Below are 22,606 nucleotides of genomic sequence, written 5' to 3' on the forward strand. Positions count from 1 at the left end.
GGCGGATGGTGGCATCATCGCCGTCCTCACCGACTCAAGAAGCGGAAGGCGTGATCTTCAGATGCACTGCATCGCGCTCTGCAATCAGAAGGGCGGCGTGGGGAAGACGACGACGACCCTCAACCTTGCCCGCGCAGCACATCTGCGTGGCATCCCGACGCTGGTCGTCGACCTCGACCCCCAGGCCAACCTCACCACGGCGTTTCTCGGGCGCTCTCCCGCCGATGACGGCGAAGAGACCATTGCCGACGTCTTATCGGACCGCACTGACACCACGGCTGCCGATGTCATCCGAGCTACTGGCTGGCTCCCGACTGACGAGTACCCCGCCCGCGGTCGAGTTGACGTCCTGCCGTCCGGAGGGGACGTTCTGGCATCCGTTGGCTCCGAGTTGGTCGTGATGCCGGCGGGGCGGGAGTACCGCCTACGGGAAGCCCTTGCCGCCCTCGTCGCAGACGAGGAGGCGCCGAGGCACGAGCTCGTTCTCCTGGATTGCCCGCCATCGCTGGACCTGCTTCCGATTAATGCCCTGACGGCTGCCGACCTGGCACTCGTGGTCACCACCGCAGCTCTGTGGGCGTCCGACGGCATCGCGCGACTGCTCCGCACGGTCAACGGAGTGCAGAAGTACTCGAATCAGTCCGTACACCTCGCCGGCATCATCTTGACGATGTTCGAGGGCCGGACCCGGCGGCAGGCCCACCGCCGGGACGAGCTGCTCAGCAACGCTCCGGCTCCAGTGTGGGACCCTCCGGTCCCCAAAGCCACATGGATCGCAGAAGCGTCCGAGGCCGGCGTCGGCCTGGACGAGTGGGGCACCCCGGCTGCCGCCAACCTGGCCGCCGTCTACGACGGGTACCTGACTCGGCTCCTCGACGGAGGCAAGGCGTGATGCCACCACCCAGTCGTCGTCGCCAACCGCGCCCGTCCGCACTGTCCGGCCACCCGGCATACCCAGAATCCCCGTCATCACCAACTACACCTGATACGCCCGATACACCAGCAACGGCCGGTTCTACGGCTTCCCCAATAACGGGTCCGTTTTCAGTCTCCACCAGTGCATCCGCTCCACGCCCAGAGCAGGGGAAGCCCGTAACCCCATTAACGGACCCGAAACCAGCAATGGACCCGATACTGGAAAGGGCGGATCCACCGCCGGTCGGGAAGATGACCGTCAACCTGCGCAGGGAGCTGATCGACGAGGCGAAGAACGCATACTGGCTAGCCAGAGGTGACTATGTCACCTTCGCTGCATGGGTCGACGAGGCGTTGCGCCGTCAGATCGACACAATGAAGACTGCTCACGGCGTTGACGAGATCCCGCCCCGCCCGGGCGCATTGCCACCTGGGCGACCGTTGTCATGATTCCCGCCCCGCTGACGCGAATAGTTTCCATAGTAGCGGGTATCACCGTCTACCCGTTGCCGTCCCGTGAAGCTGAACGCCACCGCTCGTGGGCGGCCTGGCCGCTGATGCCGACCAGATGACCGCGATCTCGCGCCAGGACAGCTCCGACTCGGTCGCCGGCTCGGACACACCCGCCAGGCCGGGGCGACCAATGCATGATCATGAGAGGAACCTGCGACGCCCGTGAGCGGTGTACTCGTCCGGATGACCTGCTGCGGACACACCTGGGTCGGACCCGACCGCGCCCACTGCTGCCGACGCACCGCCGGCTGCGGACACGTCTTCGACACTCCCCACCTCTTCGACTCCCACCGCGTTGAACACGACGACGTCACCGCCCGTCTCGACCCGAACACGCTCGACCTGACCACCACCAAAAACGGCATCTGGATCCAGCCCTGACTCCTCAGCGGGACACTTCTGCGTGCTATTCCTGCGGTTGCTCGGGCGGCTTCTGGGATGCGAGCCTTTTTCAACCTGTTTTCACAGGTCAGAACTTGGTTGACCTACGCCGGATGCGCCAGCGGAGGTACTCACTTTCTCGTAGGAGTCATGCTGCGGTGGGCGAGTTCAGCCGGTCGTAGCACTTGATCTTGGTTGTTCAGCGGGACAGGATGTTCCGTGCGTGAGATGTTGATGTTGTCGGATCGGGAGGAGATCTCAAGGGGTCTCGCGGAGGGCTTGTCCTACAAGCAGATCGCCTCGGTGGTGGGTCGTGATCGGTCAGTGATCTCTCGTGAGGTCCGTCGTCACGGCGGACGCCACGAGTACCGGGCCGCGGCAGCGCAGGAACGGGCCCTGGCGGCCCGGGAGCGGCCGAAGCAGTTCGCGGTGGACCGTCACCCGCGGTTGCGCGGGATCGTGCATGCTCTGCTGCGTCGTGGCTGGTCACCGGCCTCGATCGCGGGCCGGTTGCCGACCGAGCACCCCGATGACGAGGCTTGTCGGGTGTCTCACGAGGCGATCTACCAGTGGATCTACGCCACCCCGGTGTCCACGCTGGCCCGCGAGCTGCTCGCGCTACGGTCCGGGCGCACCGCCCGACGAGGCGGCGCCAAGCCCCCACCGGCCCCGCGGATCAAGGACCCGACCTACATCGACGCCCGCCCCGCCGACGCCCAGGGGCGCGCCGTGCCCGGGCACTGGGAGGGTGACCTGGTCATCGGCAAGAACGGCAAGACCGCCGTCGCCACGCTGGTCGAGCGCACCTCCCGGTTCCTGGTCCTCGTGCCCCTGACCGGCCGCGACGCGCTCACCGTCGGCCGTGGGGTCATCGCCGCCACCAGCGGTCTGCCCGCGCACATGCGGGCCTCACTGGCCTGGGACTGCGGGGGGCGAGATGGCCGGCCACGCCACCGTCACCAAGGGCTCGATGCCGGTGTACTTCGCCCACCCACACTCGCCGTGGGAACGCGGCAGCAACGAGAACCTCAACCGCATCGTCCGCGAGTACTTCCCGAAAGGCACGGACATCACCTCGGACCCGAAATACCTGGCGATGGTGGCTTGCGACATCAACGACCGACCCCGTAAAATCCACAACTGGAAGAAGCCCTCCGAGATATTCGCCGAACTCGTTGAGCTAGATGCTTCGACCGCCTGAATTCGCCGTGGGGTTCGTCGCGCGGACGGCTCCGATGAACTCCTGCGCGTAGTAGGTGTTGGACCAGATGTCGGGCTCGACCTTGACCACGTCTCCGGTTTCGGGGGCGTGGAGCATCTGCCCGTTGCCCAGGTAGAGGCCGACGTGGTGGATGCCCCCGGGTTGGCCGTTGGAGGAGAACAGCACCATGTCGCCGGGCTGGAGCGCGGCCTGGTCGGTGATCGCGGGCTGGAAGGAGTTCCAGATGGCCTGGGTCTGGTGGGGCACGCCGACGCCGATCCCGGCGAAGGCGTAGACCATCAGTCCGGAGCAGTCGAAGCCGCCCAGGGTGGGGCCGTTGGCGTCGCCGCCGGCCCAGACGTAGGGCTGGCCCTGCTGGGCCATCGCGCGGTCGATGACCCGCTGGATCTGCGGGTCGGCAGGGGGCAGGTTCCCGCTGCCGGTGCCTGGCCCGCAGGTGACGCCCTCGAGTGCGCCGACGAGGGTCGCTGCGGGTTGTTCCCATTTCGCGTAGGCGTCGGGGAAGGCGCTGATCTGCACCAGCTGGGCGGCCCGGGTGAGTGGCATCGTCTCCCAGCCGGTGATCTCGAGCAGCGCGTCGTAGAACAACCGCGCAGCCTGCCGCGGATCCATCCGGGTCGCGACGTCGCCCCATCCGGCTTCGCGCTGCTGGAACAGCCCGACGGAGTCGTGGTCGCTGCCCACGGCCTCGTGCGGGTGCTGCAGCGACTCCGGGACGGTGGAGTTGGCGTAGTTCTTCAGCACCGACTCCTGCATGGCGGTGGCCACGGCGATGACCATCCCCCGGCGTGGGACACCCATCTCCGTGCCGGTGGCCACGATCAGTCCGGCGTTGCTGACCTGCTCGGGGCCGAAGCCTTCGACCAGCTCGGAGGCGTCGACGCCTGGTGGTGCGCACACCACGCCGGGGGCCCCGGGAGTCGACCGACCTGAGCCGCCGACGACGACGAGCACGAGAATGATCAGGAAGAGGGCCATTCCCGTCGCAAGGGCCCCTGCGACGCCGAGTGAGCGCACAACCAGAACGTATCATTTCTGATAGCTGAACCTATACGTTCCTGGTGGGTTCGGCTGTCAGAGCGAGCGGGCCGTAAGGCCGCCCCAGTGTGGAATGCCACGGATGCGATCCAAGCGCGCAGTCGTCGCCGCCTGGTCAAACGGGTCCGTTCCCGGCAATATCTGTATAACTGGGTATGGTAGTGAATCTGGGAACGGACCCGTTGCTGACTTTTCGCTCGTTTCCTGTTGTGGATACGCATCCAGGAACACGGCCGCTACCAGCTACGGACGCCCTGGACCGGGGCCGCGACCGTGACCTCGCGTTGTGGGAGGAGTGGGAGCAGGCCAGCCACGGCATGCAGCAACTCGTCTGGTCCAACGGGCTCAAGGCGGCCTGCCAGCTCGACGAGATCGACGACGAGACGATCGCCGAGGAGGACGACGGCGGCGAGTTCGTTGCCCAGCTCCCCCGCCGCACCTGGGAGAAGGTCTACCCGGTTGCCGAGGAGCTGATCATCGTCACCCGCACCGGCGGCCCGGAGGCCGGACGAGCCTGGCTCGACGCCCGAGGGTGCGCTTTATCTGCCGGCTCGGTGCAGGCGGAGCCGGGTTCGCAGCAGGCTTGGGACCCACTGCTGCACCAGGCTCGGTCGTCGGTGGCCGGTGCGCTACCTCTGCGCGTAGCGCGGCCGCAGTCGGTGCCCCGGCCTCCTCGGCTTGGGCGATCGCGCGGTCGTGGTCGGCTCGGCGCCGCTCACTGCTCGCTGCGTCCTGCCCGATGAGGTCTTCGCGCGGTTCGGGGGCCGGGTCGTCGGGCGTCTGTGCGCGTTCAAGGGCTTGTTCTTCTGCCTCGACGGCGCGTTCCCACGCATCGGCGGCCCGGTTGAACTTGCTCCAGATCTCGCCGGGGTCCGGTGCGGCGAGGATCTGCTCGATGTACGCGTCGTCCTCGACCGTGCCGGCGCCTCGCGACATCTCTAGCGCGGTGCGATCGACGACGTTAGTCGGGTCGAGTTCGCGGACTTCGAACGGCGGCGGGGGCACGCCATCTCGGACAGCCTCGGGGACCGGGCCCCATCGACCCGGCTCGTCGAGTCCGGTGAGGTCGCGGACCCGTGCGGTGTGCCGGGCGCCGCGCTCCTGGCCCGCTGCCTCGGCTGCGGTGCGGGCCGCGTTCTGACGCAAGTCGACACCCCGGCGCAGCAACGTCTTCAGATAGCCGGCTGGGATGTCGGCGTTGCGGATCCGCTCCTCCGGCACGCGGGCGAGTTCCTCGGCAAGAGGGGCGCCCTCTTCCTTCCAAGCCAGCAGCTGCTTCGCCAGTCCAGGCCAGGCGCGGCAGCTGACCACCGAGTCTGCGGTCTGCGGTGCGAGGTAACGGCGCATCATGCGCTCGGCGGGCCCCAGGTCGGGTCCGGTCTTGTGTATCCCGGCCTCGGCCTCGGCTGCAGCCCGTCCTGGTTCGCGGTTCGCCTCGCTCAGCGACGACGTCGCCGGACGCTTCTCGACTACTACGCCCAGGTAGGCCGCAGGGTCACGAGCCGTGTTGATCTTATCGCCGGGGAGATCAGCCAGCAGCTTCGCGAGGTCGTGCCCCTCGGACCGCAGATCTGTCAGCTTGGCCCGCAGCTGATCGAAACGACTACCCTGGTACACCCGGTTGGGGTCGATACCGGCGTCCTGCAATCCCCGGATCAGGGCGTGAGCAGCCTCGCGGGCGACCACAGGATCGACGGGCTCAACATCGACGACGTTCAGCCGGGTGCCTAGCTGCCGCACCAGGGCGCGGGTGTGGCCCGCTAGGTCCGCCGCATGCGAGTTGTACCGCTCACGCAGCTCTCGGGTATTGAGCCGGGCGAGGACCTCCACCATGTTGTAGCCGCGGTCCTCCAGCTCCCGGAGCTGGCCCGCCAACCGGTCGATCGAGGAGTAGTCGTCGCCGTCCTCACCCCGCCCCGGTGTCATCACTCCAGCGACAAGATCGCGGTCGTCCGACCACGCCGCCTCGAGGCTATAAGCCAGCCGCTCACGCAGCTGGTCGTCGTTCTCGCGTACCTCGGTACGGGCGTGCTCGGCGCGCTGGAAGCCGTAGGTGCCGAGATCGCGGAGCGACTTGAGCGTGCGCTGCTCACCGCGTGTCACCTCATCCTGTAGACCCAGGGCGGTCTCCCGGTCGGGGACGACCACGAAAACCGACAGCGACTTCTCGGCGTAGGAGCCGTGCGCCCACAGCCCCCACGCACCGCGCATCCCCGACGGCGAGTTCTCCGGCATGGGCCCAGCCGTGGTGTGCACCGTCCACCCGAACTGCGGGTCGGCGCTGGTCCTGTGCTCGAACCCTTCCGCTCCGTTCGCGCTGGCCTCGCGGAAGGCTGCCTCGTCGGCTGCGGCCATCGCGCGGACCCGGGGGTCGAGGTCGTTGGCGTACTGCTGCACCGTGCGGGCAGCCGCACGCTGCTGACTCCAGGCGGCCTGCCCCAGTTCCATCCGGCGCTGCCGCAACGCGTTGGCCGTCACCAGCATCAGCTGCGTCCAGGCCTGGACCTGCTCCCGCCCCGGGCTCAGCAGAGGAACGTCCTGGTCGATCTGCCCCGTCATCGGCCTCTCCCTCGCGTCTGGTTCTCCTGCCGCCGAGCCTGCGGAGCCCGGGCCGGCCCCGGCGGAGGCTGCTGCGGCTGCTGACGGCGCGTGGTCTTCATCCGGCCCCGGCCCGGCCCGTTCGACGCCGGCCGCGCCGAGATGGCCTGAGCCGAACTGCGCAGCGCGATGCAGCTGCGCCGCGCAGCCTGCGCCTGGGCACGGCGCGCCTGCGTCTCCCGCAGTGCGGCGATCTCGGCGACCAGCGCCGCCAACGCCAACACCAGCCGGGCCCCGTCGCCCGCGCCGTGACGGCCCACGGTCCGCGTCGCGGCCAGCCGCCACGCCGACTGCCGCAACGCCTTCGCCGCTGGCGACCACCGCGACGGCAGGACCTTGCCCGGTACTCGGGTCGCCCGGTCCAGATCGTTGCCCGCGTCCCGGCGCACCCGCTCGCCCTGGTCCTGACGGCCGGTCACCACGCCCACCGCGGCGAGCATGTCCCCGGCCGCGTGTGCGATCCCGTCCGCGCTCGCCCCGGTCTCACCGGCGGCGAGGGTGGCCGTGGCGTGTTCCATCGTCGACACCGCATCGTCGATCGCGGCCGCGCGTTCGACCGGGCTCACCGTCGCCCGGCGCGTCTCCCCCGCAGCCCCTGACGCCGGCACCGGTTCTGGTGCAGGCGCCGAGTCCCACCGCAGCAGCAGGTTCGGCAACGACAGGTCCCCGGCCAGCGTCCGCCCGGAGAACCACACCGGCTGCCCGGCCCGGCTGACATCACCCGGCGCAGCCACGGAGTAGCCGACCATCGGGGCGTGCTGCTCCACCACCGGCTCCGGGTCCTGTTCCTGCAGCCCGTAGCGCGGCCGAACCAGCACACCCAGCTCGCCCAGCGCCGCCACGAACGCTTCCGGATCGCGTGCCTGCACCGCCGCGACCCGCACCATCCGCCGCAGCCGCTCCCGGGAGGACTCGTTCATCTCCCGTCGGGTCGCCTTCTCCTGCTCCGCCTGCGACGGCCCGGTCGCCGAGCTGCGGTCCGCGCCCGCCGTCGCCGCGAGTCCCAACTCCGCCTCCGCTGCCTGGCACGTCTCCCGGGCCCGGACGAAGTCCCGGTACGGATGCACCCGCTTGCCTGACTCCTGACGCACCAGCACTGCTGCGACGTGCACGTGGTCGTCGGCGTGCCGGATCGCGACCCACCGGCAGCCGTCGGGGTCCCCGCGCCGTGCGATCCCGGTCCGGTCCAGCAGATCCTCGACCACCCGCGCCCACTGCTCGTCGGTCAGCACCGGATCCTCCGGCGAGTTACGCAACGAGCAGTGCCAGACCGGACCCTGCGGCACCCGCTTACCCTGCTCCACCACCGGCTCACGCAGACCGACCCCCGCCGCGACCGCCGCAGCGCTGATCCCATCGACCAAGTAGCGCACATCGAAGGAGCCATCCGCGGCCTGCGCCAGCTGATGCGTCTCGGGCGCCCCGTCCCAGCTCGCGACGACCCGCTGCCCGGTGTGCTCGTTGAACCGCCCCGGCCCCATCAGATAACGGACCAGCCCCTCCACGCGCCACCCACGGCTGATCTTCGCGATCACCGCCGGCTCCTGCTCCGCCGCGCCAGCGGCATCGCCTCACTCACCTGACGATCGACCTCAGCGACCGTGCGGTCAATCCGCTCGACCGCCCGCACCACCATCTGCGCGACCTGACCGACCGTCGACCCGAGCGCCCCATCAGCGTTCGCGACCCTCGCGATGTCGTTGAGATTCCCGCCGATGTTGCGCAGCACCCGACGGTCCTCCATCAACTCCGCCCGCAAACCCATCAGCCTCTGCATCCGCGAACCGGCCGAACCCGCCGAGACCCGCGCACCGGGCACCACCGGTTCGGGCAGCTCCGCCGCCCGAACCGCCGAGTCCCCAACCCACGCACCCGGAGCCATCGCCGCCCGGGCCGACGCCGCTTCGATCGCCGCCCACTCCGACTCCGAGAACGACACGGTCGTGGCGTGCGGCCGCCCACCCTCGGCACGAGAGCGTCGAGTCCGAGTCATCGAAGATCCCTCCCCTCGGGTTGGTGCGGCGCCGGCAGGACCGGCCGTGACGGACCGAGATCCCCCGGGCCCGACGCCGACGATCTCACATGCCAGCTCCCCACCGGTGTTTTCCTTAGGAAAACACCTAACTTGCTCCGCCGGAGGCGGCAGCGCAGCGTGCAGCACAGCCACACGCATCTCCACACACTCACCACGCAGCGCCTCAGAAAACCCGCGCAGGAACAGACCGCCCCCAGACCAAGCCGACACCCGTTACCATCAGCGCCATGAAGCCGAGCGCGGCGACACAGGCCAAGACCCACGCACGCACAGCAGCCCGAGATCTCCTCCGCGCACGCATGCAACCCATCACCGCACTCGCCGAACTCGCCGCCGCCGTCGACACCGCCCGCGCACACGCCGACACCGCCCGACAGCAATGGCGCGACGCACAAACCGCCTACGCCCACGGCTACCGCGCAGCCCGCGCCGCCGGCTGGAGCCCCACCGAACTCCACGACATCGGCTGCGGCCCCCACCCCGCCGGCACAGCACTACGCGCCACCCCACCCCCCACAACACCCGACACCGACGAGGCGAGCAGTGACGAGCCGAGTACTGACAAGCGGGGCGCTGACGAGCGGGGCGGAGTCGAATGAGCGTCGATACAGCTGACGGTTCCGCCGGCGCCACGACAGCAGTCCTGATCTTCGGGCGGGGCGCGATGACACGGCTGGCCGATGGACGCAAGACCGCGACGGTCATCGGCGACGACCACGAACCGTCCGTCGACGACGAGCTGACCGCGATACTGCCCCGCGGGACCGCGCGGCTGCCGCTGCAGGTGAAACAGTGCCACCGGGTACCGGAGCTGTCGATGCTGCCGCAGGTCGCCGCAGCAGCGGGACTGGAACTGTCGGCGTTCACGAAATGCCGGACCTGGAGCGCCTACCTCACCGGGCTGACACAGCAGGAGTTCCCCGGCCCGGTATGCGTACTGGGCGTCGCCGCGACAGGGGACCTCGAAGGTGAACTCCCCCCAAAGGCCGGCCCACACCGAAACGCAAGCGCCAACCCCCGACACCACCGAAACCGAAACCCGACCCGAACGCATCGAAGACGGTGAAGGGCGGCTGGCTACAGGTCGGATCATCAGGCCCGGTGACAGTGACACCACTGACGATGGTGCACCCGCTCGACACCGCAGTGCTGCAACAGCGGATCACGGCAGTCATAGCCCGACGGACGCCACCACTGCAGGTGCGGCGAGCCCTAGCACCAGTGATCGGAACACTGCTGGAAAAAGGCAAAGCCGGACCAGCCGGACTGGGCAAAGCCGACCGGGAACGCCTCCGCAGACAACTCCCCCCAGCAGCAGCATGGCTGACAGAACACCAGCTACTGGTCCGCGGACGATGGAACACGAAACTACTGGTAGGACTCCGAATCCGACACGCAGTCACCCGCGGCGGCACCACCACCACCCCACGCAAGCGGAGCACACAGTGAGCATCACAGACCGACTGGTCCCACTGGGATACCGCACCGACGAAGGACACGACCCACACACCGCCGCCGCAGCAACACGACTCGTCCTCACCCGAGCCCACGACCCGGACGACGCCCGACTCCTGATCACCGCCCTCGGACTCGAAGGCGGCCTCGACGTCCTCGCCGGGGCCCGCAGGAAGCAACAACAGACACCGCCGCGCACACCCCCGAGCCGCGCCGGCGCCCGGTCCGGTGTCAGCGACACTACTGCCGCGCGCGCTCTCGTCACCGTCATCGAGGGACAGGCGCCGACAGCGAGATTTTCCTGATCGGGGGACTGCAATGCGATACGAACATTCCAGAACATCAGGGGGGTCTCGGCAGCAGATGCCGGATCGGCGGACGGGCTCGGGCTCGGGTCGAGGACCACGGGGACCGTCACCGGCCGGGGGCGTGGAACGGTCGTATTTCTGCCGGTCATGCAAACTGACAGCAGTAGGGATCAGCGTCCCCACAGGCTGGTACCTGCTGGAACGATCCCCCGGCGGCGGGGCCGTCATCTCCGGCTGGGGATGTACTGCTCGCTGGCATGCGTCCTGGCCGCAGCCGAAGACCTGAAACTCGGCGAGCGCGAACACGCCCAACGGCTGGGAACCCCAGCGGACGCCGAACGCGATCGCGCCCGAGTCCTGGAACGAGCCGAGACGATGATCCGGCGAGGAATGTCGGCGAAAGCCGCAGCGGATGTGCTCCGAGTGCCACCGGCAGCGTTGCGGACATGGCTGAAGGCCGCAGGGATCGCCGTGGTCCCCGACCCCGCCGAAACGCCACCGGTGACACCGGTGTTCACCGCACCACCCCCGACGACCGGGGCGCGACGAGCGGGCACCGACAACGTGCACACCACGGCGACGGCGCCGGCAGACACCAGCACTGCAGCGCTGACCTCCACCCCGACAGAACATGAGCGAACAGAGGACAACACCGCACGAAACGCTGCAGCAACACCCGGGAAGAACCCCACCGGGACAGCACCGGCCAGCACGAAAGGTACCGACCGGAAGGGCACCGACCGGAAGAACGTGGTACCAGGCGGGGTGAAACCGGGCCAGGATCCGGTGCTGGGAAAATACACCTCGCCCCGGGCGTTGCTGCACCACTGGCGACAGCTGGAACGGATCACCGACCTCGAGATCGGCGCCGCCCCAGCAGGAGCGGGGAAATCAGGACACCCCCAGGGATTCACCGCGACAGTATCGGCACGGCTACTGGTAGGAGACACCGCAGGCGAATCAGTGGTGTGCACAGCCACAGAGAGAGCGAAGATGAAAGCATGCGACGCCGCAGCGTACGCACTGGCGAAGATCCTGCGCCCCATCATGGACGCTGCGGCCGTAGCCGCCGCAGCAACACCGCCGCGCACCGCTCCTCAACCTGAGACCGCACCCGAACCGGCGGCCGCACCGCCACCCGAACCCCGGCACATTCCGGCCGGCCCACCCCCGGCCACACCACCAGCCGCGCCATCCACCACAGCGCCCACCGCACCACCTACTACACGATCTGGTGCCACTCCCGACACCCGACTGGTACGGGAATGGGCCCGCAAACAGGGATACACCGTAGGGGAACGAGGACGACTCCCAACCCATATCCAGGACGCCTACCTCGCCGCAACAACAGGAACCGCACCACCACCGTGAACACAGAACCGGAGAACGACTCACCGAACCCGGCGAAACCAGCGGCGACCACCGACACAGTGAAAGAGATCGGACCCGCAGCGACGGAACACGACCGCCCGAGAAACCACCGAGAAGCTCGAGGTGTCCATCCGCACGATCCTCAGTGAACCGTCCCGAGTTCGGGAGAGGATCCTGATCCAGCAAGGAGACTGGAGTCTCTCCCGAACCCAGGACGGTTCACTCTCAGAGGTCGAGTGCAACGCGCAGGAGCGCGTCGAGCTGGTCGAGCACAGCTCGATCGACCAGGCCGAGCGACTCGGTCAAGGTCGGCCGATACACCCTGGTCAAACCACGCTGCACGTTGAGCCACCGCAGCTCGCCGGCGACCTCGACCGGAACGACCAACAAGATCGCACCCGGATCCTGCTCATCGACCTCGACCCCGTAGAGCATCGACACGCCCCGGTCGATCACCGGCTGCGCGCTGACGATCAGGATCGTCCGATCCCGCACCACCGACGGGCAACGCCACAACTCACCCCGACGCACACCACTCACCCGCAGCACCCGCACCAGCGCCGAGCTGCTCCTCACGCTCGTCCAGCGCGACCACCGCAGCATCGGAACGGTCCTGCACTCCAGCGCTCAACGCCGGCCGTTCAGACTCCCAGGCATGCCGCAACACCAACCGACTCATGAACCCCGACAACGTACGCCCCTCCAACTCCGCAGCCCGCCGAGCAAGAACCAGCGCACCCGCATCAAGCGACAGCGACACCTTCTCCGTTGACCCCACCAAAAAATCCTACCATTTAGTCGTCCCAACTACGGTGGCTGGGGCCGTTCGGGCGATGAAGCGCGGCCGACGCCGGCGAGCACCTGGTGGCCCACCACCGACGAGGTCACGCGCCCACCCACGCCGCACTGCCCGACTCGGCCGAGGCGACCCAGCTGCGCCCGTTCTTGACCGCCAGTCCCGCACCGGCCAGCGCGGTCAGCGCTTTCGACACCGCCGGCGCCTTCCGACCCGTCACCGCAGCGATCTCCCCGGTCCGGGTATGCCCAGCGCACAGGGCGGCGTGGACCTCGGCCTGCGCAGGCGACAACCCACCCACGACACCGACCCCAGCGCCGACCCCAGCGCCGGTCTCAGCGCCGGTCTCAGCGCCGGTCTCAGCGCGGCGGTCGGCCGTGCCCGTGGTAGCGGGCACCTCCACCGGGGCGGGTGAGGAGACGACGTCGGCGGCGGTCAACGCGGTCGGCAGCGACATGACCGCCCACCCCGGCGACGTCACCACCTCCGACGGCGGCTCCGACGGTAGGGCCGGGGCCGGGGGCCCTGGGGGCGGCTCGGCTCCGGGGCCGGCCGTGCGGCGCCAGGCGGCCAGCTTCGCCGTCTGCGCCTCCCACCGCGCGGTCGGTGACAGGCCCTGGGCCGGCTGGAACGGCGCCACCGCCGCCGCGGTATCGGCGTCGAGCGCGGCGCCGGGCGCCGACCGCACCCACCGCCCCAGATCGGCCGCCCACGCGACCCGGCCCATCGTCATCCGCCCACCGGAGTTCGCGAAGCAGTACCCGCCACCGGCCGGCAGACTCGTCGGCGCCACGGCGAGCCCGTCGACCACGACGTTCTCGCTGCGGTTCATGTTGCGGAACGCGAACAGGTTCCGGGCGGTCAGGAAACTACGCAGCACCGTCGACCCGCCGAAATCCGGCGCCAGCAACGACTGCGTGCCCACGACCACCCCGACCCCGTACTTACGGCCGATCCGCACGACCCGCTCCACCCGGCCGATGAAACCCGCCGCCACCAACGCCGGATGCGTCGACAACCTGTGCAACTCATCGATGACCCACACCAGACCCGGCAGCTCAGGGGTGGGCAGCAGCTTGCGCGCCGACGGCTGAACCGCCGGGTCCGTGATGGGCACCAGCACCCCGGGCACGCCGTCCGGGGCGGACGGGCCCTCAGTGAGCGTCGACTTCAGCAACGACCGCACCTCCAACGCGGCCTCCACCGCACCCAGCTGGGCCAGGACACCGTCCGGGCCCGACTCCGCCCAGTCGGCGACATCGTTGAGCACCGGGGACGACCCGCCATCGGGGTCACCGTCACCGAAGAACACATGCCAGCACCCGCTCGCGGCGAGACCGAGACCGATCGCCTCCAGACACGCCGATTTCCCCGACCCCGGTTCCCCGGTCACCAGGCCGTTGCGGACACCGACAGCCTCCACCGCATGGAAGACCATCTCCCCCTCACCGTCGGCGTACGGACCCAACGGCACCGCACCGTGCTCATAACGGGGCCCGGTGAACGCGATCCCGCCCGAGAGCACGTCAGCGATGATCACCGTCAGCTGCGCCCAACCCTCATCATCGGGATACGGCTCGAGGACCAGGTGTTTCGCCGACACACCCAACGCCGAGGCGATCCGGCCCCGACGAGACAGGACATCGTCGAAACACAGCTCACCGGGCGGGGTCCGCACCGTCCAGCGGACCGCCCGCGCCGTGTCCGCCCGATCGGTCAGCAGCGACCCCGGGAGCGCCTTCCCCCGGCGGGCGACGTTGTCGGCCCACCGCCGCGCCAACCCGTCCCCCACATCACCCTCGACCTCGTCCTGCGGCAACGCCGGAACCGCAGACACCGCGGTGACCGGGTGGGCGGCCATCCACCCCGACCAGCACACCGCCGATCCCGCCGCCAGCACTCCGAGCAACGCCGGATCGACCGGACCGGCCACCGCCGCAGCACCGACCCACGCACCCGCACCCGCGACACCCGCCCACGACGCCTTCTTCCACGCCGCCGGGACCCGGCGCCGACACCACCCCCGCGCCCCGGCCATCCCGGCCGACACGATGAGCCCGACCACGGCGGCGGTCACCGCCGCCGCAGTCGGCCCGTCAGAGGCAGCGACCAGATCACACACCGCCCAGCCCAGCGCCCCGGTCACCGCGATCGCTGCCGTGGCCAGATACGGCACCCGCCGCGCCCACACCGACGCCCGCACCCGATCCACACGCTCACTCACAGCAACCTGACCAGGCGATTCCCTCCGCAGCACCGAACCGGTCCGGCGCAGCACCACCTCCCCACCCGCACCGGCCACAGGCCCGCCGTCGACGGCGGCCAGGCGCTGCAACGCCGCAGCCAGAACCTCCGGAGTCAACCCAGCCGCCCCTGACTCGATCGCTGCGCTCATCGATTCCCTCCGGACACTCGGCCGTTCAGCACTGTTCACAGCTGTTCGGTTCTGCTCGGTGGTGCCCCGCACCGCCACGACACGGCCGCTCGACAACCAGTACCCGCGTACCGGTTTCCGAGGACGGGGCCGACTCCGATGGGCTCCGACCTGCGTATCCACAAGCCAGAGCCCATCGAAGACGCGTCAGGTGCGGGTGCCGATGTAGGTGCCCGACACCGTCGCTGCCAGGGAGTCATCAGCCAGGACCTGGTCCTGGGCCGACAGATGCCGCGCGAAATGACTCTGCGCGCTCGAGGCACTGTCGCAGAACAACGCCGCGTGCTCCTGCATCTGCCCGAGCAACGCGATCGGGGCGCCCGACACCCCCGCCGCAGACAGCGACGACACCGACTGCTCGATCCGGGTGAACATCTGCTCGGCCAGACCGCGCATCTGCTCACAGAAATGATGCGCGCTCCCCGGATCCAGCGTCTCCCCACTCGCCGCCGCCACGCCGACACTGCCGCCGCCGCTGGTACTGGTGCTGGTTGCGGTCATCAGACCATCCTTCCCATCGTTTCCACCGTTACTGCTGGTCACAGGACTATCGGACGTACTGGCCGGCGCACTGCCGGTCGAGTCCGGACCGCGGAGCGGATGCACCGTCGCCCACCCGTCACCGGCCCCGGGAACCCGGCCGCCGGCAGGCGGCTCCTCCGCCTTCTCCGTGGGTTTCTTCTCAGCGGGTTTCTTCTCAGCGGGCATCGGCTCCGGAGCCGGCGGCTCGGAGGCCGACGGCACCGGGGTCGGCTCGGGGGCGGGCGGGTCGACGGTGATCACCATCGGCCCGTCCTCCGGGGTCCGGACGTCGGCGCGTTCGGCAGGTCGCGGTGTTTCCGGGCGGTGTGCCCGGGACGGCGCCCATTCGCCGCGGGCACCCGCACCACGCCGCCGCCTCGCCTGCCGGATCGTCTGCCCGACACGGTCGCGCACCGCGCGGGCCCACCGCTGCCGCCGCAGCTGTCCGGCCACGGCCCGCTCATGACGGCGACGACGCCGGTCGGTGGCGTAATCCCAGCCATCGGACCACCACGCCCCCAGCGCCCGGCGCGCCGGCCCGGGGGCGCGCCGCGAACGCGGGTGCGCGATCCGGTGCGCGACCCGCCCGGCCAGGGCTTCGGCGATCGTCGGACCCGCCCGACGCGCGTCTTTGGTCATACGCCGTTCATGCGCACGCTCGGCCCGCCGGCGTCGATCTCGTAGGCGGGGTGGCTCGGTGCCGCGTGCGGTCGCGATCACCTCCGCACCCGCGTATCTCGCCAGGCCCCAGACGACCAGGGCGACCAGCAGGATCGTCTCCACCCGCGATCACCCGGTGATCCACGTCGAGGCCACCGCACCCGCACCGCCGACCCCGCGGGCCAGGACGCTGTAGAAACCCGCCAGCAGCGGCGCACCCGAGGCGACCGCCAGGGTCGGCGCGGTCAGCGCCAGCCACGGATGCCACGACTTCGGGCGAGCGGTCTTCGGCAGGATGCCCTTCACCACGACCTCCAAGGTGGCGACCACACACACCGCCGCCAGCACCGTCCCCCCGGCCACGCCCAACAGCTGGGTGACCGTCGAGGTCGCCCCCGACACCGTCGTGAACACCCTGCCCAGCAGCGTGCCCAGCACCCCGCCGAGCCCGGTCCCCGCGACCAGGAACAAAGCGTTCGTGGTCTTCGCGCAGTCCTGGTTGTACTTCAGCCAGGCACCCAGCACGAGCGCCAACGCCGCGACCACACCGGTCGACGCCCACCCCGCCGCGGTCACGACGGGCCCCCGACAGAAGCCCCACCCAGCCACACCAACAGCCCGGACGGCGCCCAGTAGGACCAGGTCACGCACTCCGGCACCAGCAGCCCGACCAGGGGGACCTGGTCCAGCACCGACGCCACCGTCACCGCCAAAGGCAGCACCGTCCAGAGTCGGCCCGGGGTCCGCGCCGCCCACCCCGCCATCCCCGCGATCACCAGAACAGGCACCTGCACACACCAGAAATGCGCGACCGCGACCTGACGCAGCATCGGATGCTCCGAGGCCGTCCAGTCACCGCGCCGCGCCAACTCCAGGCCCTCGGCCAGGGTCACCGGACGCTCCACCACGGCCCGGCAGCCCGCCACCGCATCAACAACTGCTGCCGACACACTGCGGGCCAGTCGCGCCCACCACGGCGGCCCCGCCGCCGGGACCGGACCCCACCCGGCCTTCCCCACACCCGCCGACACCCCTGCACTCAGCGTCGACCCGCTCACCGTCGACTCGCTCACCGTCGTACTCGCTGCCGTGCTCATCGCCGGCCCCTTCCCGCGCTCAGCGGCTCTCGTGCCTGCAGCTCCAGGAGCCGATCCCCCGCCGTGACCAGCGCCGAGGTCACAGACTCGACCAGCCGCGACGCTTCAGCCGGATCCGGATGCCGACGCGACGCCGCGCCCCGGGCGTAATCGAACGCCGCACACAGCCGCTCCACATCGCTGCCCGCCGAGGCGAAGCGCACCACGAACCGGCCACGCCGCCGCTCCCGACGGCCACGCCGCGACACCGCCTCCACCTCCGCACCCGACAGCGCCGCGGCGCGGCGCCGGTACCCGCTCACCGCCGACCACCCCGCCCCACACCACACCGGGCGAGGACCCGGGCCACCAGCCCGGCGACACCGCACCACACCACCACCGCCGACACCCCCATCACGACCCGCGGACCCGACCAGTCCCCGGCCGACGGGAACAACGCATCCACCAGCACGAACACCACGAACCCGACACCACCGGTACCGAGCAGCACCGGCACCGACGACACCACCGGCCCCCACCGCGGCACCAGACGCGACACAGCAGCCCGCACCGGGTGCGGCGCGAACTTCGCCCGCCGCACCCGCACATGGTCCGGCGGGAACAACGACAACCGACCCGACCGACCCGACCGATCCGGCGCTTCACGCTCCGACGCCCGCCCCGGCGAAGAGGCCGGCGAAGGAACCGGCGAACGACGAGAGACCCGATCAGACAGCCCGGAAGACGACACGACAACAGACATAGGAAGCTCACTCCGGAAAAGGAAGAAGCAGGAAGAAGAAGGAGATAACCGACACCCTCGGTCGCGCAGCCACCCCTACAGCAGCTACGGCCGGACGAAGACGATCCGAGAAAGACCTAGACAGGCCCGAGCAGAGCCGCCCTAGGCGATCGCGGCGACCCGGGCACCGTTCACAGGCCCGACCACCGGCGAACCGGACGCTGCAGCGGCCGCCGGCGCGGCCGCCGAGGGCGCGGTGCGGTGCAGGAACGCGGTGACATGGTCATAGGCGTCACCGGCGAGCTGGGCGCGGGACTTGCCCACACCGAAGGTCTTACGGATCGCCTCCCGCGACACCGACCCCGCACGCTCCCCCGACACCACCGGGGCGGGAATGCGGCCCTCGGCCACCGCGCGGCGGGTCCGCTCATACAGCACGACCGTGTCCGCCGACGCCTCATCCAGACGGGTCGGGGCGAGCTCGTCATACAGGTCGGCGAAGATCGGCCGGAACACCGAATGCAACACATGCTGCACGACCACAGCCGCCGCGACGAGTAGCGGTGGCAGCACGTGGGCCAGGGTCGAGCCCGGGTCGAACCCGTACCGGGCTCCCCACGGCACCACCGTCAGCGCCAGCGACGCCCCAGCCAGACCGGCATCGAGGGCATAGAGGCCGCGGGGGACCCGGCGGCCGTGCTGCACCGCGGTGAAACCCACGAACAGGCTCACGACCAGCAGCACCGACGCCACAGGCTCGATCAGGTAGCCGTACCACGGGCCGTCGACACCGACGACACCGTCGTGCACGGTCACCGACATGAACAGCACACCGGCGGCGATCAGCAGCGGCGGCACCATCGACAGACCCACATAACGCCGATAGGTCGAGGCCAACCGTCGGTCCGGGTTCAGCAGCCGGTCCCGGGACGCGACCGCACGACGCGCCCACCCGGCCTCCCGGCGGGCACCACGGGCCGTAGCGATCTCCGCCATCCGGGACCGGCGGCGCTCGACCCGCTCGGCCCCGCGGAGCTTCTCGGTCACGCGCCGGTCAGCACGCCGCTCGCGTGGCGACCGCGCCTCCAGCAACGCCGGATCGTCCTGCAACGCCACGACCGCGCGGGCCTGGGCCACCTCCCGCGCCAACAGACGAGCCTCACCCACCAGACCCGGCGCCACCCGATCCGAAACCGAACCGTCGACGGCGCGATCGGGGGCGGCGCGATCGGGGGCGGGGACCAGGTCCTCCAGCCACGACTCCGACCGGCTCATCGGGTCCACCCGGCCGTTGACGTGCGCGGCAGCGGTGTCACGGCAACCGCCGACCACAGCCGGTCGATGAGCTTCTCGGTCCACCCGTCCGGGAACCACCGCAGCTGCTCACAGCCGGGTCCACCACCCAGAAGGGGAACCGCCCCACCCGCGGGTGGAACAACATGGGTCGTGCAGGCAAGATGTCTCACAGCCGATCACCTGGTTTCGTTCAGGTCGATGTGGTGAGACCGGCGCCCCGGATCTTGATCCGGGGTGTCGGTCGCCCACCCGGCAGGCGCCGGGCGGTCTTTCCCATGTCTAACACCCCCGCGGCCCCGTGACAAGACCGGGGCCCACCCGCTGTCACCGCCCGGACACCCACCGCACCCGGCGACCGAGCCGGGGCCCGGCCAGCGGGGGCCCGGCGCGCGGCGACGGCACAGCCGCAGCGGAGGCCGCCGAGAGGAAATGTCCCGGGGCCGCCTCGCGGGCGCGCGCGACGCGCGCCCACGCGCACATCGCGTTGAGACCCGCACCGGCCCCCGACCGCCGAGGAAATTTCCGCCAGGAAAACCCGGGCTCACCCCGGCGGGCCCCGGCGTCGAGGACGACCAGCAGCACCGGCCACGCACCCGGCGCAACCAGCCCGACAGGCCCGCGCAACAGGCACTCCCGGCGGTGCCCCCAGCCGGCGATCCGGCCGGACGCGAGCCGGGCGGCGGCGAGCCGGCGACCGGCACCGCACCACGAGCCGACCGAGGACCACGAGCCGATCGCAGCCCCAGCCACACCGGCGGCGACGGCGGCGGCGTCACGTGTCGGACGCTCGATAGATCCGGCGGCGCCGACCGAGACACCGGCGAGGAAATTTCCTCGCCAGACACGCCGACGGGCCGGGCTCAACGCGATGTGCGCGTGAGCGCGCGTCACACACGCGCGCGAGGAGCCCGGGAGTTTCCACCGGAGACACCACAAGGAGACACCACCACGTAAACCTTGAGCGGGTACAGCCGAGCACTCATGCGACAGGCACGTCGGCAACACCCGGGGCAGCGACGCGGGACCATGACGCGAATCTGGGGGCGACACCCGCGCGGTCGCGGCGGGAACGCCGGCCAGGTGGCAGCCGGCGTCGCGAGCGACGGTGACGGGAACGGGGTGGCGCACGATCCGGCGCCAGCAACTTCCCGGTCGGGCACAGACCCCGATCTCGATCCGAGGGGCGACCCGAGGCACCCCGGGCGCGGCTGCGGACAGCGCGACACAGGCGCACTCGAGCATTCCAACGCCGAACATTCCGGCACGGACATTCCGGCGCCGACATTCCGGCGCTGGGCGCTCCGCCGGGGACGCCCCCGGGCAGCACTGCTCGCCCGATCGTCGAGAAGGCGTCCCATGATCGCCCCGTACGTAGCGGGACCAGCACCTTCACCTCACGCATCAGACGTCGAGCAGCGAGCCGGGGACAGTCCGAGGGCACCGGCGCTGGCCCCGGCACCGGAAGGAATCCCCAGGTCAGGCCGGCGCGGCCCGGCGGGCCGGCGGGCCGGCGGGCCGGCGGGCCGGCGGGCCGGCCAGAGCGTCAGAGCCTGACGCCACCAATGATCGTCCCTACGTAGCGTTTCCGCTGGTCCCGACACTTACCGACACCTGATCGCCTGGAGTGGCAGGCTAGGCCGGGCGCGGGTGGCGACCTCCCCGGGGCGGGCCGCGTGTGGATATATCCGCAGGTCAGGGGGGTGATCCGGGCGGCGAACGCCTCACCCGGAGGGCTCCCGGCGACTGATGCAGTGATCATGAAACGGACCGTTTTCGCTGGTCCCGGTACTTATCGATGATCTGTCACATGGCGGAGCGAGAGAGGAATGAGGGGCCGACAGTCGTGGGCGGCCGACCTGAGTCCGGGAGAATCCCAGAGAATCCCCAGGTCAGAGGCCCGACCTGGCCGGGTCATCGACTCCGAGGGTCGGACGCGCGGAGCCGCTGGTTGATCATGCATCGGGGGGCGTTCCTGCTGGTCCGGGCACTTGTCGATGACATGTCGCCTTTCCTGGTGGGGCACGCGCGGAGCGCGGGGATACCCAGGCCAGGGGCCTTCTACTGCAAAGATCTGCAGGTCAGGCCCCTCAGGGTCGGACCAGTGGGGCCCCGGGACGACACCGGGGGCCGGGATCGCCAACCCGCATAATGATCATGGATCGGGGTTGTCTGTGCTGGTCTCGCTACTTCTCGATACCTGGTCTCGGTAATGGGTGCAGGGTGTGCGGGCGGCCGGGGCCGGGGGCCGGCCAGTCCGGCGGGTTCGCGAATGCTGAAACAGCAGCTGGGCGTGGACCTGATCCGCGGCGGCTTCCTCTGACCACTTCCACCCGAAGAGCCCAGTCGGTGTCACAGCGCGTGTCGGCGTTGACACCTGATAGGGCGATCTGCCTGATTGAGGTGGTGATGGTGAAGGTCAGGAATGTTGTTCGGCGGGCGATGCTCGGGTTGGTCCTGGGTGGTGCGGTCCTGGTGGGGGCGGTGGTTTTCCCGGGTCCTGCCTATGCGGGTCTTCCGAGTGATCCGGAGACGTGTGCGGCGGAGAACGCGGTGGTGTTGGTGCCGTGTCCGCCTGCGACGGATTTTGATAGGTCGTTGAACGTGACGAGGCTGCGGTTCACGTTGGCACCGCAGCTGCGGGCTCATCTGACGGTGACGTTGGAGACTGAGAACGGGCAGGGTCGTCACCAGCAGACGATCCCGTTTGTCAACGCGAGCGATCGTGTCGTGGAAAGTTCGTGGAGCGTCGGTGCCTATGACCAGGGCATGGGAGTGCGGATCGTGCGCGCCGAGTGGCACCCGGGCTGAGTCTCCAGGCGCCCCGGTTTCCTGGCTGGGGATCCTGACCGGACCTGCTGTCTTCCGCCGTGGCGCTTGTGTTGTCCTGGCCGGGTGACGGTCGGGAACGTTCGAGACCGCAGCAGAGGTGTTCGTAGCGGCTGCTGAGGTGTTCCTGGTGGTGTGAGGTGCGGCGGGTGGTCGTGGGCAAGCCGACCCGGACCGCAGTCCGCGCTAGCGGGCGAGGACCGGAAGCGGCGCGGCAGCACCGTTCGTGTGCGGTGGCAGCGTGCGGCCGGGGGTGGGTGTCGGCGTTCAGCATGACGTCCCGGCTGGGCTGGGGCGTCGGGACCGCCGGTGGGCGAGTAGGGCGGTGATGTGTGCGTGGGCGGTCTCGCGGGCGCCAACGGAAATGACATCGTGGTCGGGGACGAGCCCGGTGAGGAGTGCGTGGTGGTCGCGGGTC

Annotated in this window: 19 protein-coding genes; 7 read left to right on the forward strand and 12 right to left on the reverse strand. The window is 70.0% G+C overall.

Annotated features, from left to right (window positions below):
- Nucleotides 1-61 precede the first annotated feature (61 nt).
- From Ae150APs1_RS29270 to Ae150APs1_RS29280, 4 genes are all read left to right on the forward strand, one after another.
- Nucleotides 62-892 (forward strand): ParA family protein, encoded by an 831-nt coding sequence (locus Ae150APs1_RS29270; protein WP_075302905.1) that lies wholly within the window; start codon nt 62-64, stop codon nt 890-892.
- Between the two features lie 275 nt (nt 893-1,167).
- Nucleotides 1,168-1,365, forward strand: a complete 198-nt coding sequence (locus tag Ae150APs1_RS31670) for a hypothetical protein (RefSeq protein WP_139317257.1) — start codon at nt 1,168-1,170, stop codon at nt 1,363-1,365.
- 246 nt (nt 1,366-1,611) lie between these two features.
- A complete protein-coding gene (locus tag Ae150APs1_RS29275; protein WP_075302907.1) occupies nt 1,612-1,809 on the forward strand; it encodes a hypothetical protein in 198 nt (65 codons plus the stop codon).
- Between the two features lie 228 nt (nt 1,810-2,037).
- On the forward strand, nt 2,038-2,940 hold the full coding sequence (locus Ae150APs1_RS29280; protein WP_249266618.1) for an IS30 family transposase: 903 nt from the start codon (nt 2,038-2,040) through the stop codon (nt 2,938-2,940).
- Between the two features lie 49 nt (nt 2,941-2,989).
- Here Ae150APs1_RS29280 and Ae150APs1_RS29285 read toward each other — a convergent pair whose 3' ends face one another.
- From Ae150APs1_RS29285 to Ae150APs1_RS29300, 4 genes are all read right to left on the reverse strand, one after another.
- Complete coding sequence (locus Ae150APs1_RS29285; protein ID WP_075302909.1) at nt 2,990-4,009, reverse strand: C40 family peptidase; 1,020 nt, start codon at nt 4,007-4,009, stop codon at nt 2,990-2,992.
- Between the two features lie 540 nt (nt 4,010-4,549).
- The gene (locus Ae150APs1_RS29290) at nt 4,550-6,628 is read right to left on the reverse strand and encodes a hypothetical protein (protein ID WP_075302911.1); all 2,079 of its coding nucleotides are present in this window, start codon (nt 6,626-6,628) and stop codon (nt 4,550-4,552) included.
- The gene (locus tag Ae150APs1_RS29295) at nt 6,625-8,202 is read right to left on the reverse strand and encodes a relaxase/mobilization nuclease domain-containing protein (protein ID WP_075302913.1); all 1,578 of its coding nucleotides are present in this window, start codon (nt 8,200-8,202) and stop codon (nt 6,625-6,627) included. The genes Ae150APs1_RS29290 and Ae150APs1_RS29295 overlap by 4 nt, the downstream gene beginning before the upstream one ends.
- Nucleotides 8,199-8,606, reverse strand: coding sequence for a hypothetical protein (locus Ae150APs1_RS29300; RefSeq protein WP_075302915.1), 408 nt, complete (start codon nt 8,604-8,606; stop codon nt 8,199-8,201). Before Ae150APs1_RS29300 ends, Ae150APs1_RS29295 begins: the two co-directional genes overlap by 4 nt.
- A 323-nt stretch (nt 8,607-8,929) precedes the next feature.
- On the opposite strand from Ae150APs1_RS29300, the gene Ae150APs1_RS31680 reads away from it, so the two are divergent.
- Both Ae150APs1_RS31680 and Ae150APs1_RS31685 read left to right on the forward strand, forming a co-directional pair.
- Nucleotides 8,930-9,301, forward strand: coding sequence for a hypothetical protein (locus tag Ae150APs1_RS31680; protein ID WP_139317259.1), 372 nt, complete (start codon nt 8,930-8,932; stop codon nt 9,299-9,301).
- A complete protein-coding gene (locus Ae150APs1_RS31685; protein ID WP_139317260.1) occupies nt 9,298-9,768 on the forward strand; it encodes a hypothetical protein in 471 nt (156 codons plus the stop codon). The genes Ae150APs1_RS31680 and Ae150APs1_RS31685 overlap by 4 nt, the downstream gene beginning before the upstream one ends.
- Before the next feature lie 2,293 nt (nt 9,769-12,061).
- On the opposite strand, the gene Ae150APs1_RS29310 is transcribed toward Ae150APs1_RS31685, so the two are convergent.
- The 8 genes from Ae150APs1_RS29310 to Ae150APs1_RS29345 form a co-directional block, all read right to left on the reverse strand.
- Nucleotides 12,062-12,439: a hypothetical protein gene (locus Ae150APs1_RS29310; RefSeq protein WP_075302919.1), complete on the reverse strand. Its 378-nt coding sequence runs from the start codon at nt 12,437-12,439 to the stop codon at nt 12,062-12,064.
- A 281-nt stretch (nt 12,440-12,720) separates the two neighbouring features.
- A complete protein-coding gene (locus Ae150APs1_RS29315) occupies nt 12,721-14,709 on the reverse strand; it encodes a hypothetical protein (protein ID WP_139317262.1) in 1,989 nt (662 codons plus the stop codon).
- Nucleotides 14,710-15,213: 504 nt separating this feature from the next.
- Nucleotides 15,214-16,371 carry a hypothetical protein gene (locus Ae150APs1_RS31690; protein WP_139317263.1) on the reverse strand — a complete coding sequence of 386 codons (1,158 nt, stop codon included), beginning with the start codon at nt 16,369-16,371 and terminating at the stop codon, nt 15,214-15,216.
- A gap of 6 nt (nt 16,372-16,377) precedes the next feature.
- Complete coding sequence (locus Ae150APs1_RS29325; RefSeq protein ID WP_075302925.1) at nt 16,378-16,824, reverse strand: hypothetical protein; 447 nt, start codon at nt 16,822-16,824, stop codon at nt 16,378-16,380.
- Nucleotides 16,821-17,141 (reverse strand): hypothetical protein, encoded by a 321-nt coding sequence (locus Ae150APs1_RS29330; RefSeq protein WP_075302927.1) that lies wholly within the window; start codon nt 17,139-17,141, stop codon nt 16,821-16,823. Before Ae150APs1_RS29330 ends, Ae150APs1_RS29325 begins: the two co-directional genes overlap by 4 nt.
- A gap of 200 nt (nt 17,142-17,341) precedes the next feature.
- Nucleotides 17,342-17,647: a hypothetical protein gene (locus tag Ae150APs1_RS29335; RefSeq protein WP_075302929.1), complete on the reverse strand. Its 306-nt coding sequence runs from the start codon at nt 17,645-17,647 to the stop codon at nt 17,342-17,344.
- Entirely contained in the window at nt 17,644-17,925 is a 282-nt protein-coding gene (locus Ae150APs1_RS29340) for a hypothetical protein (protein WP_139317264.1), read from the reverse strand. Before Ae150APs1_RS29340 ends, Ae150APs1_RS29335 begins: the two co-directional genes overlap by 4 nt.
- Nucleotides 17,926-18,228: 303 nt before the next feature.
- Nucleotides 18,229-19,215 carry a hypothetical protein gene (locus Ae150APs1_RS29345; protein ID WP_139317265.1) on the reverse strand — a complete coding sequence of 329 codons (987 nt, stop codon included), beginning with the start codon at nt 19,213-19,215 and terminating at the stop codon, nt 18,229-18,231.
- 2,493 nt (nt 19,216-21,708) lie between these two features.
- Here Ae150APs1_RS29345 and Ae150APs1_RS29350 point away from each other — a divergent pair.
- Nucleotides 21,709-22,170 carry a hypothetical protein gene (locus tag Ae150APs1_RS29350; protein ID WP_075324343.1) on the forward strand — a complete coding sequence of 154 codons (462 nt, stop codon included), beginning with the start codon at nt 21,709-21,711 and terminating at the stop codon, nt 22,168-22,170.
- The last annotated feature ends 436 nt before the right edge of the window (nt 22,171-22,606 follow it).

It is taken from the genome of Pseudonocardia sp. Ae150A_Ps1 (genome assembly GCF_001932315.1).
Lineage (GTDB): Bacteria > Actinomycetota > Actinomycetes > Mycobacteriales > Pseudonocardiaceae > Pseudonocardia.

What these genes read in the sequence shown, in the direction of transcription:
- Ae150APs1_RS29310 (WP_075302919.1), bottom strand. Translation starts at nt 12,439, where the DNA reads ATGCTGCGGTGGTCGCGCTGGACGAGCGTGAGGAGCAGCTCGGCGCTG.
- Ae150APs1_RS29290 (WP_075302911.1), bottom strand. Translation starts at nt 6,628, where the DNA reads ATGACGGGGCAGATCGACCAGGACGTTCCTCTGCTGAGCCCGGGGCGG.
- Ae150APs1_RS31685 (WP_139317260.1), top strand. Translation starts at nt 9,298, where the DNA reads ATGAGCGTCGATACAGCTGACGGTTCCGCCGGCGCCACGACAGCAGTC.
- Ae150APs1_RS29270 (WP_075302905.1), top strand. Translation starts at nt 62, where the DNA reads ATGCACTGCATCGCGCTCTGCAATCAGAAGGGCGGCGTGGGGAAGACG.
- Ae150APs1_RS29285 (WP_075302909.1), bottom strand. Translation starts at nt 4,009, where the DNA reads ATGGCCCTCTTCCTGATCATTCTCGTGCTCGTCGTCGTCGGCGGCTCA.
- Ae150APs1_RS29275 (WP_075302907.1), top strand. Translation starts at nt 1,612, where the DNA reads ATGACCTGCTGCGGACACACCTGGGTCGGACCCGACCGCGCCCACTGC.
- Ae150APs1_RS31680 (WP_139317259.1), top strand. Translation starts at nt 8,930, where the DNA reads ATGAAGCCGAGCGCGGCGACACAGGCCAAGACCCACGCACGCACAGCA.
- Ae150APs1_RS31670 (WP_139317257.1), top strand. Translation starts at nt 1,168, where the DNA reads ATGACCGTCAACCTGCGCAGGGAGCTGATCGACGAGGCGAAGAACGCA.
- Ae150APs1_RS29280 (WP_249266618.1), top strand. Translation starts at nt 2,038, where the DNA reads ATGTTGATGTTGTCGGATCGGGAGGAGATCTCAAGGGGTCTCGCGGAG.